At 71.4% G+C, this 13,028-nt stretch carries 14 protein-coding genes and 1 tRNA gene; 8 read left to right on the top strand and 7 right to left on the bottom strand.

Annotated elements, in window-relative coordinates; genetic code table 11:
* The first annotated feature begins 106 nt into the window (after window positions 1-106).
* Window positions 107-724 carry a DedA family protein gene (locus IQ210_RS32380; RefSeq protein ID WP_256786444.1) on the top strand — a complete coding sequence of 206 codons (618 nt, stop codon included), beginning with the start codon at window positions 107-109 and terminating at the stop codon, window positions 722-724.
* On the opposite strand, the gene IQ210_RS32375 is transcribed toward IQ210_RS32380, so the two are convergent.
* Window positions 725-955 carry a DUF2277 domain-containing protein gene (locus IQ210_RS32375; RefSeq protein WP_194082741.1) on the bottom strand — a complete coding sequence of 77 codons (231 nt, stop codon included), beginning with the start codon at window positions 953-955 and terminating at the stop codon, window positions 725-727.
* A 59-nt stretch (window positions 956-1,014) separates the two neighbouring features.
* On the opposite strand from IQ210_RS32375, the gene IQ210_RS32370 reads away from it, so the two are divergent.
* Both IQ210_RS32370 and IQ210_RS32365 read left to right on the top strand, forming a co-directional pair.
* Entirely contained in the window at window positions 1,015-1,770 is a 756-nt protein-coding gene (locus IQ210_RS32370; protein WP_194082740.1) for an MBL fold metallo-hydrolase, read from the top strand.
* Window positions 1,771-1,834: 64 nt separating this feature from the next.
* A complete protein-coding gene (locus IQ210_RS32365) occupies window positions 1,835-2,743 on the top strand; it encodes a ketopantoate reductase family protein (RefSeq protein WP_194082739.1) in 909 nt (302 codons plus the stop codon).
* Between the two features lie 11 nt (window positions 2,744-2,754).
* Here IQ210_RS32365 and IQ210_RS32360 read toward each other — a convergent pair whose 3' ends face one another.
* Window positions 2,755-3,273 (bottom strand): hypothetical protein, encoded by a 519-nt coding sequence (locus IQ210_RS32360; protein WP_194082738.1) that lies wholly within the window; start codon window positions 3,271-3,273, stop codon window positions 2,755-2,757.
* 126 nt (window positions 3,274-3,399) lie between these two features.
* Here IQ210_RS32360 and IQ210_RS32355 point away from each other — a divergent pair, with 126 nt between their 5' ends.
* Window positions 3,400-3,732 (top strand): hypothetical protein, encoded by a 333-nt coding sequence (locus tag IQ210_RS32355; RefSeq protein ID WP_194082737.1) that lies wholly within the window; start codon window positions 3,400-3,402, stop codon window positions 3,730-3,732.
* Between the two features lie 48 nt (window positions 3,733-3,780).
* On the opposite strand, the gene IQ210_RS32350 is transcribed toward IQ210_RS32355, so the two are convergent.
* Window positions 3,781-3,855, bottom strand: a tRNA-Val gene (locus tag IQ210_RS32350).
* 190 nt (window positions 3,856-4,045) lie between these two features.
* Between IQ210_RS32350 and IQ210_RS32345 the strand changes: the two genes are divergently transcribed.
* The 3 genes from IQ210_RS32345 (at window position 4,046) to IQ210_RS32335 (ending at window position 6,488) form a co-directional block, all read left to right on the top strand.
* A complete protein-coding gene (locus IQ210_RS32345; protein ID WP_194082736.1) occupies window positions 4,046-4,813 on the top strand; it encodes a DUF4097 family beta strand repeat-containing protein in 768 nt (255 codons plus the stop codon).
* Between the two features lie 75 nt (window positions 4,814-4,888).
* On the top strand, window positions 4,889-6,262 hold the full coding sequence (locus IQ210_RS32340; protein WP_194082735.1) for a hypothetical protein: 1,374 nt from the start codon (window positions 4,889-4,891) through the stop codon (window positions 6,260-6,262).
* 16 nt (window positions 6,263-6,278) lie between these two features.
* Entirely contained in the window at window positions 6,279-6,488 is a 210-nt protein-coding gene (locus IQ210_RS32335; protein WP_194082734.1) for an FmdB family zinc ribbon protein, read from the top strand.
* 75 nt (window positions 6,489-6,563) lie between these two features.
* Here the strand turns inward: IQ210_RS32335 and IQ210_RS32330 are convergent, their stop codons facing one another.
* The 3 genes from IQ210_RS32330 to IQ210_RS32320 are packed head-to-tail and all read right to left on the bottom strand — an operon-like array spanning window position 6,564 to window position 11,019.
* Window positions 6,564-7,370 carry an HAD family hydrolase gene (locus IQ210_RS32330; RefSeq protein WP_194082733.1) on the bottom strand — a complete coding sequence of 269 codons (807 nt, stop codon included), beginning with the start codon at window positions 7,368-7,370 and terminating at the stop codon, window positions 6,564-6,566.
* Window positions 7,370-9,832 carry a phosphoribosyltransferase gene (locus tag IQ210_RS32325; RefSeq protein WP_194082732.1) on the bottom strand — a complete coding sequence of 821 codons (2,463 nt, stop codon included), beginning with the start codon at window positions 9,830-9,832 and terminating at the stop codon, window positions 7,370-7,372. The genes IQ210_RS32330 and IQ210_RS32325 overlap by 1 nt, the downstream gene beginning before the upstream one ends.
* A 20-nt stretch (window positions 9,833-9,852) precedes the next feature.
* The gene (locus IQ210_RS32320; RefSeq protein WP_194082731.1) at window positions 9,853-11,019 is read right to left on the bottom strand and encodes an HpcH/HpaI aldolase/citrate lyase family protein; all 1,167 of its coding nucleotides are present in this window, start codon (window positions 11,017-11,019) and stop codon (window positions 9,853-9,855) included.
* Window positions 11,020-11,241: 222 nt separating this feature from the next.
* On the opposite strand from IQ210_RS32320, the gene IQ210_RS32315 reads away from it, so the two are divergent.
* A complete protein-coding gene (locus IQ210_RS32315; RefSeq protein WP_194082730.1) occupies window positions 11,242-12,042 on the top strand; it encodes a TerD family protein in 801 nt (266 codons plus the stop codon).
* 94 nt (window positions 12,043-12,136) lie between these two features.
* Here IQ210_RS32315 and IQ210_RS32310 read toward each other — a convergent pair whose 3' ends face one another.
* Window positions 12,137-12,874, bottom strand: a complete 738-nt coding sequence (locus tag IQ210_RS32310; RefSeq protein ID WP_194082729.1) for a TerD family protein — start codon at window positions 12,872-12,874, stop codon at window positions 12,137-12,139.
* Window positions 12,875-13,028 lie beyond the last annotated feature (154 nt).

The raw sequence follows: 13,028 nt of genomic DNA, 5'->3' as shown, positions 1-13,028 counted from the left end.
CACCGGAGTGAACAACCCGTGCAGGACACACGAGCCCCCCATGAACCTCCTGTCACACCCCCGGCGTACGCTGTATGGCTGTTACGGGGGAAAACGGGGAGTGACGGTGTTCGAGAGTCTCGGGAGTGTGGGCGCGCTGACCGGCAGCCCATGGATCTACGCGCTGGTGGCCGCGTCGGTCCTGCTCGACGTGTTCCTGCCGGTCCTGCCCAGTGGTGTCCTCGTCATCACGGCCGCCACCGCGGCGGCCGCGGGCACCGCCGCCGGCAAGGTCCCGGCGGACGTCCCGGACATCCTCCTGCTCACGCTCTGTGCCGCCACCGCGTCCGTCCTCGGCGACCTGGTGGCGTACCGGCTGGCCTGGCGGGGCGGCGACCGCCTCGACCGCGCCATCGCCCGCTCCCGTCGGCTGACCACCGCGCAGGAACGTCTCGGCTCGGCCCTCGCCCGCGGCGGCGGCCCGCTGGTCGTCCTCGCCCGCTTCGCCCCGGCCGGCCGATCGGTCGTCTCCTTCGTCGCGGGCGCCGCCCACCGCCGCATCCGCGAGTTCTTGCCCTGGTCCGCGCTGGCGGGCCTGGCCTGGGCGGCGTACAGCGTCGCCCTCGGCTACTACGGCGCCCAGTGGCTGGGGACGACCTGGCTGGCGACGGGCGTGTCGGTGCTGGCGCTGTTCGGCGCGGGCGCCGGGGCGGCGTACGTGATGCGCCGCCAGCCCGCCGCGTAACTACCCGGCCTTCCGCGCCGCCGCCCCACGCACCTCCAGGCCGGCGAGCAGCTCGGCCGTGGCCTCGGCGATCGCGTCGACGGCGTGGTCGAAGACCTCCTGGTTGTGCGCGGCGGGCGCCCGGAAGCCGGACACCTTCCGCACGTACTGGAGGGCGGCGGCCCGGATCTCCTCCTCGGTCGCCTCCTCGGGCAACACGGGCGGGCGAAGGGTCTTGATGCTGCGGCACATGCCTCAAGTGTGGCCCGGCCGCCGGAATAGCGCGGGGCATCGGCCGGATTGTGCAGTACATGACCTCTGTGGAGATCCTTTACATCGGCGGCCCGACCTCTGTGATCACGCTCGGCGGGGTGCGCCTGCTGACCGACCCGACCTTCGACGCGCCCGGTGAGTACGCCGTCGGCTCCCGCACGCTGGTGAAGAAGACCGGCCCGGCGGTGACCGCGGCCGAGGTGGGCCCGGTGGACGCCGTCTTGCTCTCCCACGACCACCACCCGGACAACCTGGACACGGCGGGCCGGACACTCGTCGGGTCCGCGCCGCTCGTCCTGTCCACGGCCTCGGCGTACGACCGGATCGGCGCCCCCGTCCGCGCCCTGCCCACCTGGGAGCACACGGAGGTCGGCGGCGTCCGCGTCACCGCCGTGCCCGCCCTGCACGGCCCCAAGGGCTCCGAACCCCTCGTCGGCGAGGTCACCGGCTTCGTCCTGTCCGGGGCGGGACTGCCGAAGGTGTACGTCAGCGGCGACAACGCCGACCTGGACCTGGTCCGCGAGATCGCCGACCGCGAGGGCCCCTTCGACGTGGCCGTGCTGTTCGCGGGAGCGGCCCGCACTCCCCTCGTGCCGGACGCCCCGCTCACCCTGACCAGCGAGCGGGCGGCGGAGGCGGCCGTGATCCTGGGCGCCCGTCATGTCGTACCGCTGCACTTCGAGCACTGGGGCCACTTCACGCAGGACGGCCCGACGCTGACGAAGGCGTTCGCGGAGGCGGGCCTGACCGACCGGCTGCACCTGCCGGAGCCCGGGGAGACCGTACGACTGTGACGTCTGCGATGATCCGTCGCGAGGCGGCCACCACTCAAGGGGCCGACCGACGAAGGGAGTTCGTGTGACGACGCACGACCGGAAACTGACCGTGGCCGTACTGGGCCCGGGGGGCATCGGCGGCCTGCTCGCCGGGCTGCTGGCCCGGGACGGCCACCGGGTCATCTGCCTGGCCGGGGACGAGACCGCCGCGGCGCTGCGTACGACCGGAATCCACGTCCGCAGCGGCCCGTACGGTGACTTCACGGCCGCAGTGGAGGCGGACACCGAGCTGCGGACGCCCGTCGACGCCTGCCTGGTGGCGGTCAAGCACACCGCGCTCGACGCGGCGCTGGACCGGGTACCGCCCGCGGCGCTGGGTGACGCGCTCCTCGTCCCGTTCCTGAACGGCGTGGAGCACCCGGCGGCGCTGCGGGCCCGCTACGGCGAGGAGGTGGTGGCCCCGGCGGTGATCCGGACGGAGTCGACACGGGTGGCGCCGGGAGAGATCGTGCACGGCAGCCCGCTCGCGGAGATCGACCTGAGCGGCGACAAGGTGGCCAAGGACCGCCTGGACACGCTGGCGGCGGCCCTGGACGCGGCCGGGCCGACCACCCGGGTCCTCCCGGACGAGGCCTCGGCGCTGTGGTCCAAGATGGCGTTCCTAGCCCCGCTCGCCCTGCTCACCACGCGCTACGCGCTCCCGCTGGGCGACGTCCGCACGCGCCACCGCGAGGAGCTGATCGCACTGGTCGAGGAGACGGCCGCGGTCAGCCGCGCCTCGGGCGCCTCGGTGGACCCGGCCCAGGCCCTCGCCCGCTACGACGCGTTCCGGCCGCAGACCAAGTCCTCCATGCAGCGCGACGCCGAAGCGGGTCACCCGCTCGAACTCGACGCGATCGGCGGGGCATTGCTGCGCGCGGCGGAACGCTCCGGGGTACCGGCCCCGGTGGCGACCCGCCTGGTGGCGGAACTGCGGGCCGCCGGTCACTGAGACCCGGCGCCTCAGTCGTCGGCCGCAACCACGAGCGACAGGACGCCGAGGGCGCGGTCGACGAGGACGAGTTCGTGGAACTCGATGTGGACCTGCGCGTAGTCGTGCCGGGCGTCCTCGGGAAGCTCCCCGAGGACGTACCGGCTGCTCGCCCGGCGAGCGGGCTCGTAGACGGTCTCCCCCAGCCGCGCGTCCAGCTCGGCGGGCACCGGGCCGAGTCCGCCGGCCCAGTTCCGGACGATGCCGTTCGCGCCCTCCGCGTCGACCGGCACATACGCCTCCGGGCCGATCCGGTCCGCCCACCACCGTCCGTGCCGTAGGTCCTGCCAGATCCCCGAGCCGTCGTAGAGGTCCCGGAACTCTGGCCGCGCGATCAGCGCGGCGAGCAGGTCATGGTCGGCCGGGGGGTCGGCCGCCAGCCGGAACCGCTTGACGTCCACCCAGCGGTAGCCGGCCCCCGATCCCTCCGGGAACGCGAAGTGCCGGAAGTTGACGAAGAGGGTGTCCTGGTAGGTCAGGGGACTTTTCACAGGCCCGATCCTGACATCGGCACCCGCCCCCGCCGCCGTCGGGCCCACCCGCGGCTGCCACACCCGTTCGCATGAACCCACTGAAGAAACTCGCACCCCTAAATCGAACAGGCGTAGCATTGCGCCGTGGCTACGACCTATGACTTTCCGAGTGACCTCCTCGCCGGTCAGGAGGAGCTGCATCAGGTCAGGGCCGAGCTGTCGGCCCTGCTCAAAAGGCTGCCCTGGTCGGTCGAGCCGCTGGACGGATTCAGCGACACCGCCGGCTGGCGCAAGGTGGAACGCCCCGCCTCACCCGGCTGGACGGCCGACGAACAGGCAGAGGTGGAGAAGCTCCGCCAACGCGAACACGAACTCGCCGTCTTCGTCAGCGGCCACCGCTTCTGGGCGGAGGTCGCGGTGGGGGAACGGGTGGACGCGCGGATGGGGCTGAAGCACGCACGCGACGAAACGGAGTGACGAGACGAAGGGGACCCCGGCCGATGTCGGCCGGGGTCCCCTTCACGGTGGTGGGCGCGGACGGTTTCGAACCGCCGACATCCTGCTTGTAAGGCAGGCGCTCTACCCCTGAGCTACGCACCCGCACCCCGAGCTGCGCTCAGGACGAGTCGACAGCCTACATTGCCCGGGGCACTGTCCTGCAAACCGGATGCGGTCAGGGTTCTTCCGGGGGTTTTCCCCACCCTGTATCCGGGAGCGTCCCGGATCCCGCGGCCGCCCCGCGGTCCGTACGGTCGAAGAGGCTTGTCAGTGCCTGCAGGGGGAGATTCTCATGGACCGTTCCGTCACCGCCCGCGTCGTCCTCGCCGTCGGGGCCGTCGCTCTCCTGGGGGCCGTCAGCGCGTGCGGAGCCTCCGCGGGGGACGACAAGCATCCCGACGAGCGGGCCTTCACCCTGCGCGGGAACACCCTCACCGTCGACTCCGACGACTCCGCGCTGGAGATCGTCGCCGTCGACGACGCCAAGGCGGGAACGGTCGAGGTCACGCGCTGGTTCCAGGGCTCCGTCGCGCTCGGCAAGGACCCCGAGGTGACCTGGTCCATGAAGGACGACCGGCTCAAGCTGCGGATGCACTGCACCGGCGTGGTCGCCGACTGCGCGGCCAAGCACCGTATCGAGGTGCCGCGCGGGGTCGCCGTGACGGTCGAGGACGGGGACGGGGGCGTGCGGGCGCAGGGCTTCGAGACCCCGCTGAGCATCAGCACCGGGGACGGGTCCGTTCATGTCACCGACTCCAGCGGCCCCCTCGACCTGAAGACCGGCGACGGCTCCGTGCGCGCGGAGGTCACCTCCCGCAAGGTGCACACCCGGACCGGTGACGGGTCCGTGCACCTCGAACTGGGCGCCGTACCGGACCTGGTGGAGTCCAGGAGCGGGGACGGCTCCGTCACCGTCGAACTGCCCAAGTCCACGTACCGCGTCTCGACACAGACCGGCGACGGCGGGGTGGACGTCTCCGTCCCGCGCGACGAGTCCAGCTCGCACGTCATATCCGCGCACACCGGCGACGGCAAAGTCACAGTCAGGACCGCGAACTAACGGGCCCGTGTGTTCGTCCTTAACCGGTGGGAGAATGACAACCGGGCCAGGACGGACACAGCACGGGAGAGGGATGTGACGGCGACACCAACGCAGCCGTACTCGCCGTCGGAGCCGCGCGCACATCATGCGCTGCGCGACACCCTCACCCTTCTCGCCCTGCCCCTGGTCGCCGCCCTCGCGCTGCCCGCGGCGTTCGCCGGCGGCGGCACCCGCCGCTGGTTCGGCGGCCGGGCCGAGAACCAGCGGGCCGAGGCCCAGGCCGCGAAGGACGCCGCCGCGGCCGCGTTCTACGAGCTGGACACCGCCCAGCGCGACCTGCGGATCTCGATAGAGACCATCACGGCCGTCGACGACTCCCCCGCCGCCCGCCGGGCCGTCTCCGACTTCGAGGCCCTGGGCCGCCGCATCGACGAGGCCAGCCACCAGTACATCAACGCCGTCGACGCCCATGACCTCGACCGCGACGACCTCGAGGCGTCCGTCGCCGCCCGCGCCCGCACCGAGCTGACCGCCGCCAAGGACGAGCTCGGCCGGGTCAAGCAGGATCTCGACCGGTTCGCGGACGGCCTCGGGCCGCTGCTCGGCAAGGCCGAGACCCAGCTGGCCCGGCTCGCCCCGGCGGTGGAGCGGGCCCGGCAGGGACTGCTGGCGGCGTCCAACGCCCTCGACGCGGTACGGCAGTCGGGCCTGAAGGCCGACGACCTCGCCGCCCGGCTCGCCGCCCTCGGTCCCGAGCTGACCAAGCTCAACCAGGGCGCCGGGGCGCATGGCGTCCCGCAGACCCTGGAGCGTGCCGAGCGCGTCGCCCGGGAGGCCGAGGCGGTCCGCGTGGAGGCCGAGCGGCTGCCCGAGAAGGCCGCCGAGATCGACCACCGGCTCGTCTCGCTCCGCACCCGCGCGCAGGCCCTCACCACCCGTGCCGGTCAGGTCGAGCCGGTCCTCAGCGAGCTGCGGCGACGCTTCTCCGCGGCCTGCTGGCAGGACCTCCAGCAGGTGCCCGATCAGGCCACGGAGAACGTACGACAGGCCGAACTGAAACTCACCGAGGCGCGGGCCGCCCGGGACGCGCAGCGGTGGCCGGACGCGACGGCGCTGCTGTCCACGGTGCGGGCGCTGCTGAACGCGACGGACGAGTCCGTGTCCGCCGCCGGGGATCGGCTGCGGCGGCTGAACGCCGTGCAGAAGGACCCCCAGCAGGAGATCGACCGGACGCGGTTCGCGATCCGGGACGCGCAGCGGCTGGCGATGACCGGCCGGAACACGCCCGATCCCCGGCACGCGCGCCCGCTGGACGAGTCGGTGGCCCGGCTTGAGCGGGCGATCGGCACGCTGGAGGGGCGGCACCCGGACTACTGGCACTTCCTCACGGAGACGGAGGGGGTGCGGCAGGCGGTGGCTCGGGTGGTCGCGCAGATCCGGGACGAGCGGGGGGCTGCGCCGCACTGACGGTTAGCCTGTGCGCATGCCTCGTTATGAGTACCGCTGCCGTAGTTGCGGCGACACGTTTGAGTTGAGCCGGCCCATGGCTGAGTCTTCGGCGCCGGCTACGTGCCCTGTGGGGCATGAGGACACGGTGAAGTTGTTGTCGGCGGTTGCGGTGGGGGGTACGGCAAGTGCGGCGCCGGCGCCCAAGGCCGGCGGCGGTTGTTGTGGTGGAGGGTGTTGCAGCTAGGCAGAGGGGCGCGTTGTCGGGCGCGGGTCCGCTGTGGCTGGTCGCGCAGTTCCCCGCGCCCCTAAAGACAGGGCGTTATTGCCGCGTCGCCTTCAAGAACTCCCTGAGGATGCGCTCGCCCGCCAGCACGCCCCGCTCCGGCAGTGCCGTGATCGTCGGCGCTGCCCAACCCGCCTCCGCCAGCTCCCCGTGTCCCGGCCGCCAGCCCCTGTCCGCGGCCAGCAGCAGATCCGCGTCCAGCAGCGAGTCACCGGCCGCCAGTGTCAGTTCCGCGCCCGTGCGCCGGGCCACCTCCCTCATCGCCGCGCTCTTCGTGAGCGGCTTCGGGACGGCGTAGATCTTGCGGCCCTGGAGGGAGACCGTCCAGCCGCGGTTCTCCGCCCAGACCGCGAGCTCCTTCACCCAGTCCTCGGGCAACAGCTCACGCTCGACGACGAGGTAGGCGAAGAGGTCCTCGGCGACGCGGTGCTTGCGGACCCACACGGGGTCGGCGGTGCGCAGCAGATGCTCGCGCACCTCGTCCAGCGGCGCGCACTCGTCGGCCAGGCGGGCCTGGACACGCGCGTGCCAGTCGGCGTCCGTGACGCCGTCCACCAGCAGATGGCCGCCGTTGGCGCAGATGGCGTAAGTGGGCGCCGGGCCGGGCAGGTTGATGCGCTGATACTGCTTACGGGTCCGGGTCGTCGTCGGTACGAACACCGCCGCGTCACCGAGATCGCCCAGCAATCCGGCCGCCGTCTCCGTCATGTACGACAGCGGCTTGCTCTCGTGCACCTCGACGCAGAGCAGCCGCGGCGCCCGCGCGTCCGGCATGGTCAGCGCGAGGGCCGCCGAAGAGTAGATGAGCGTACGGTCGAGGTCGCTCGCCACCAGCACCGGCATCAGACCGCCACCGCCTTGCCGTCGGCGCCGGTCGCGCCCCGCGTGTACTTGGGGTGGATCAACCCCACGCAGGTGTACGGCAGTTCGGCCACCTCTTCCACCGGTACGCCTCTCTGCTCGGCCAACAGCCGTACGTGGGCCAGGTCGGCGCCCGCACCGGCCTTCGCGAGGATCTTCCAGGGCACGCGGCGCAGCAGCACCCGGGTGGTCTCGCCGACGCCGGGCTTGACGAGGTTCACGTCGTGGATGCCGTACTCCTCACTGATGCGTTCGACGGCCGCCCAGCCCTCCCAAGTGGGCTCGCGGTCACCGGACATCAGCTCCTTGACCTGCTGCTCCACCGAGTCCACGACCTCCGGGAAGGTGGCGGAGACGGCGTCCAGGAAGTCCACGGAGACGTCGGCTCCGGCGAGTTCGCGGTAGAACTTCGCGCCGTGGAAGTCGTTCGGGCCGACCAGGTCCGCGCGCAGGACCGTGCGGGAAATCAGGCCGGAGACCGTGGAGTTGAGGCAGGCGGAGGGGATGAGGAAGTCCTCGCGGGTGCCGTACGTCTTCACGCACGAGCCCGGGTCGGCGAGGACCGCGATCTCCGGGTCGAAGCCGGTGGCGCCGCCCGCCGCCTCGAACTCCTTGACCGCGTCCGCGAGTTCACGGGTGATGGCGCCCTTGCCGGTCCAGCCGTCGACGAAGACGACGTCGGCCGGGTCGTGGTGGGCGGCCAGCCAGCGCAGCGCGTTGGCGTCGATGCCGCGGCCGCGGACGATCGAGACGGCGTAGTGGGGCAGGTCGAGGCCGTGCCGGAACTGGGCCCAGCGGCGCATCAGGACGCCGACGGGGGTGCCGGCGCGGGCGAGCGAGACGAGGACGGGCCGGGGCGAACGCTCTTCGAGCACGATCTCGGTCACGGCACCGACCGCCTGCGCGAGCCGGGCCGCGGACGCGTCCAGGGCCGTGTGGAAGAGCTGCTGGTACTGCTCGCTGGGCTGGTACTCCACCGGCAGCGACTCCGCGTAGTGCGCACCGCCGCTCTGGATGGCCTCCTCGCGCTCCTCGGTCGGCGCCTCCAGCGTCACGTCCGACAGGTCCTGGAGCAGCCAGCCGACCTCGTCGGGGGCGTACGAGGAGAAGACGGGGCCGCGGAGGGGCTCGGGGAGCATGGAGGGCCTTTCGGGGACGTACGACGGGACGACCGCGAGCAGTATGTGCGGGGCGGTTTCGGCCAGCTGCGCCAACAGGCCGTCGGGGGCGTGCAGTTCGGGGGTGTCGGCGGCGGAGTCGACCACGGCGACCACCACGTCGAATCCGGCGCCGGCGATGTTGTACGCGTAGCGGTCGCCGGGGCCGTCGGCCGGGGTGTCATGGGCCGGGAAGACGATGCGGCTGCGTATCGCGTAGCCGGGGTCGTCGACGGCGAGGACGGGTGAGCGGGTGGTGGTGGAGTAGGTGACCTCGGCGCCTCCCGCGACCTGCTCAAGCTCGCGTGCGAGGCGCAGGGGGGCGTACATCAGCTCTTCGAAGCCGAGTATGTGTATGCGGTGGGCGCCCGCCGGGATCGCCTCTGCGAGGCGGGCGGTCATCTCGGGGAGGGCGGCTTCGAGGCGGGTGCGGTGGGAGGGGGTGAAGCCGTGACGTCCGCCGTCCGGGAGGCCGTGGGGCCAGTGGAGGTCTATACGGTGCGCTTTCGGCCGCGGGCCGGTGGGGGCTTGTCGCGCAGTTCCCCGCGCCCCTAGGGCACCTGAGTACTCGGCGACAAGAGCTTGGCCCTTCTCCAGTACCCCTTCCGGCAGGCGTACGTTCCCCGAAGCCGCCGCCACCAGGTCCACCCTCGCGTCTATCTCGCGCGCGAACTCCTCCAAGCGCCCCGCGTCCGCCTCCGACCTCATGTCGACCAGGGCCACGACCACATACCGGCGCCGCGGGTACCGCTCGTGCAGGTCCCTGATCGTGTTCAGGACCGTGTTGCCGGTCGAGAACTCGTCGTCCACGAGGACCAGGGGGCCGTCGCCCGCCAGCAGGCCCGCGTTCTCCGGGAGGAGCAGGTGGGACGTCGCGTGGGAGTGGGACTCCTCGAAGCCGCCCGCCGGGGTGACCCCGGGAACCGGGCGGCGGGTGGAGTGGAGGTAGGGGGCCGTGCCGATGCCGTCGGCGACCGAGTGGCCGAGGCCGGTCGCCGTCTCCGCGTAGCCGAGGACGACCGCGGTGGACGCCTCCTCGCCGAGCAGGTCGCGGACTCGGCGGCCGAGGGCGAAGCCGTGGCCGTACACCACCGTCGGTGACTGCGGCACGTGCTTGCCGAGCACGTTGGAGACGAGGAGGTGGGCCCGCTTGGGGTTGCGGCGCAGGGCCAGACCGAGGAGGTCGGTCAGGCCCTCGTCGCCGACGAGTTCGACCCCGAGGCGCTCGGCGACCCAGGTACCGGACCAGATCGCGCCCGGCACCCTGCTGTTCACTGCGTTGTTCATGCGTCCCTTGAATCGGAGCTTCAGCCGGGTATTCCGGCGGCGAGCAGGTCGACGAAGCTGACGTCCTCGTTCGCGACGCCGAAGACCTCCGCGCGCAGCATGGTCCGCTCGGCCCAGGCGCGGTGCGGCTTCACCTCGTTCATCTTGTTCGTGTACTGCGAGCGCAGGACGCCTCCGCCGCCTCGCTCGGGCCGCAGGATGTCGGCCGCGTCGCTGTACTCCTCGTGACTGACGACGGACAGTGCGTGCACCGCCGGCACGTGGGAGGGGTGGATGCAGGTCTTGCCCAGCAGGCCGTTGGCGTGGTCGAGGGAGATCTCCCGCAGCAGCCCGTCCATGGCGTGCTCTATCAGTTTCTCGCGGAGCTCCACCGCCTGCCCCTCCAGGAAGGGGCTGTTCCGCAGCAGCGGCTTGAACATGCGCTCGGGAACGCGGAAGTACTCCCACACCGGGCCGGTCACGGTGAACCCGGTGCCGTCGGCACGGCCCAGCATGTTGACCACGTCGGCGATCACGGAGGCGACGATCTGGACGTCGTAGGCCGTCATGTCGGGGGCTCTGCGCAGGCCGTACGAGGAGCAGAAGTCGGTGACGCCGAGGCGCAGCGCGAGGACGCGGTCGCGGTACTTGTCGACGGCGCGGGCGATGCCCTCCAGGGCGTCGACACGCGACTCGCGGTACATCAGCTCGGGCGTCTCCAGGACGGGCATGCCGAAGAGCCGGCGGCCGCTCGTGTGCTCGGCGACGGCGAGGGCCTCCAGGAAGGGGATGCCGCGCTCCTCGGTGAACTTGGGGAACACGAACCCGGACAGCAGCCGGACCGTCCCGCCGAGGCGCTGGACGAGGTCGGGGATCTGCTCGGGCGTACGCACACGGATGAAGAGCAGGGGCGGCTCGACGTCCTCGCGGGCGGCGAGGTCGGCGAACTGCCGGACCAGGTTCTCCTCACCCGCGGCGACGTCCTCGTCACCGATGGAGTCCTCCAGGCACAGCACCATCGAGACCACGCCGCGACCGGTCTGTTTGACGATGTCGTCGGCCAGCCGGGGCCGGGTGGCCGGGCTGTACAGCGTGGCGCCCAGGGCCGCGGAGAGCAGCCGGGCCGGCGAGTCCGCGTCGAACGCGCAGGGCTCGCGATGGAAGAGGCGCTGCCGCACCTCAGGGGCGATGTGCCCGAAATGACGCATAAAACTCCCCCGTGGCGCAAGGTAAGCCTGTGGATTTTGAGAACAGGTGGCCGGTAATAGTACGTACCGAGCCATGTCAGAGGTTCCCGTCGGGCATGAATTTCAGGTAACGCCCGCGGGGACAACCGTGTGGACACCATTGTCGAGCACGCACGCCGAGCAGCCGAGTCGAGCACCCACCCCGCGTTGTCGTGAGCAGGACCGAGAAGGCAGGATGACCGCATGACGCACGCCATGCTGAAGGGGTCGAACGTCCCGCTGGACGTCACCACGGTGCGCGCCGTGGTGCGCTGGACGCCCGGGCAGGGGGTCCCGGATGTCGACGCCTCGGCGCTGCTCCTCGGCCCCGACGGCCGCGTACGTTCCGACGAGGACTTCGTCTTCTACAACCAGCCCCGGCACCCCTCCGGGAAGGTGTGGCGACTCGGCAAGAAGCGGGTCGCCGAGGGCCTCACCGACACGATCCAGACAGATCTCTCCGGTGTCGAGCCCGGCGTCGGGCAGATTCTGCTGGTCGCATCGGCGGACGGCGTCACGTTCGACAACGTACGCGCGCTGCGCATCCTGCTGTACGACGCCGCGGTCGCCGACGGTGAGCCGCTGGCCTACTTCGACATCAAGCCGGAGACCGGCCGCGAGACGGCCCTGATCTGCGGGGAGCTGTACCGCCGCGGCGAGGGCTGGAAGTTCCGCGCCCTGGGCGAGGGCTACTCGGACGGTCTGAAGGGCCTGGCCAGCGATTTCGGCATCTCGGTGGACGACTCGGAGCCCACGGAGGAGCCGGCGCCGACGCCGGAGACCACCTCCCAGCCCCTCCCCCCGGAACAACCGACGACAGCGGTCCCCCAGCAGCCGGCCTACGGCTACCCCCAGACCCCTCCGACGACCCAACCGGCGTACGGCTACCCCCAGCCGACAAGCCAGCCATCCTACGGCTACCCGCAGCCGCCGGTGCCCGCGGCAGCAGCGCTGGACCCCGACTTCCGGCTACCTCCCCAAGGTCCACAATTCATCGGACGCTAAGGGGACTTACCTAGGGGCGCGGGGAACTGCGCGACCAGCGACACACGGCCCGCACCCGCCCGACAACACAACCCCCCGAGCTCCTAGGCGCCCCTCAACGCTCCGCCTTGGTCTTATAACCCCGCCCCCACTGAAGCCCCCACCCGTACAACCGATCCAGCTCCGCCTGGAACCCGTACACGAACTTCACCTCACGCCGCACGATGATCTCCCCCTTCACGTTCTCGATCATCACCACCGCACACGACCGAGCCTGAGGATGCCGCTCATCGAGGCCTATCTCGATCCGCGGCCCGTTGCTCGGATACAGCGTCACGCTCGCGTGGGTCCGGTCGAACGCCGGCGTCTGGTCGTAGATGTAGACGAACACCAGGATCCGTTTGATGGACTCCCGGTGATCGAGGTTGACGTAGATCGTCTCGCCGGACGCCGACCCGAACCGGTCGTCGCCGCTGAGCTTGACGTACGGCGCCGAGTTGACGTCCCCGAAGAGCCCGCCGAGGGGTTGTACGACGCCCTTGGAGCCGTCCGTCAGCTCGTACAGGCACCCCAGGTCGAGGTCGACGTTGACCATGCTCTGGCTGTGTCCTATGACCTCCGGCGGCTTGAGCGCCTTGAAGGGGTGCCGCAGCAGCGACTCCCGTTGGGAGCCGCCGATGTCGGAGGTCCGCATCCGCCAGGCGAGGTTGATGCGCAGATGCCCGGTCTCCGCGCCCTGCTTGGTCAGGGACACCCGGTCGTGCCGTTTGGTCAGCTCGATCGCGTTGCTCGCCGCGCTGCCCGAGTCGAACTCGACCGCGCGTCCGGGCCAGAGTCCGTCCAAGAAGCCCATTACCGCCCCCACCTCACTGTCAAAGACCGACGGGGCGGCGCCGAGGACTCGCCTCGATGCCGCCCCGCTCAGAGCGTTCCCTCAGCCCGAGGGGTGTCACACCCCGGACGAGACCTCAGTCTTCTCGTCCGAGCCCGCGTTTCCCTCGGCTGCC

The organism is Streptomyces justiciae (assembly GCF_015163075.1).
GTDB classification, from domain to species: Bacteria; Actinomycetota; Actinomycetes; order Streptomycetales; family Streptomycetaceae; genus Streptomyces; species Streptomyces justiciae.
This window is presented reverse-complemented; position numbering and strand designations above follow the sequence as displayed.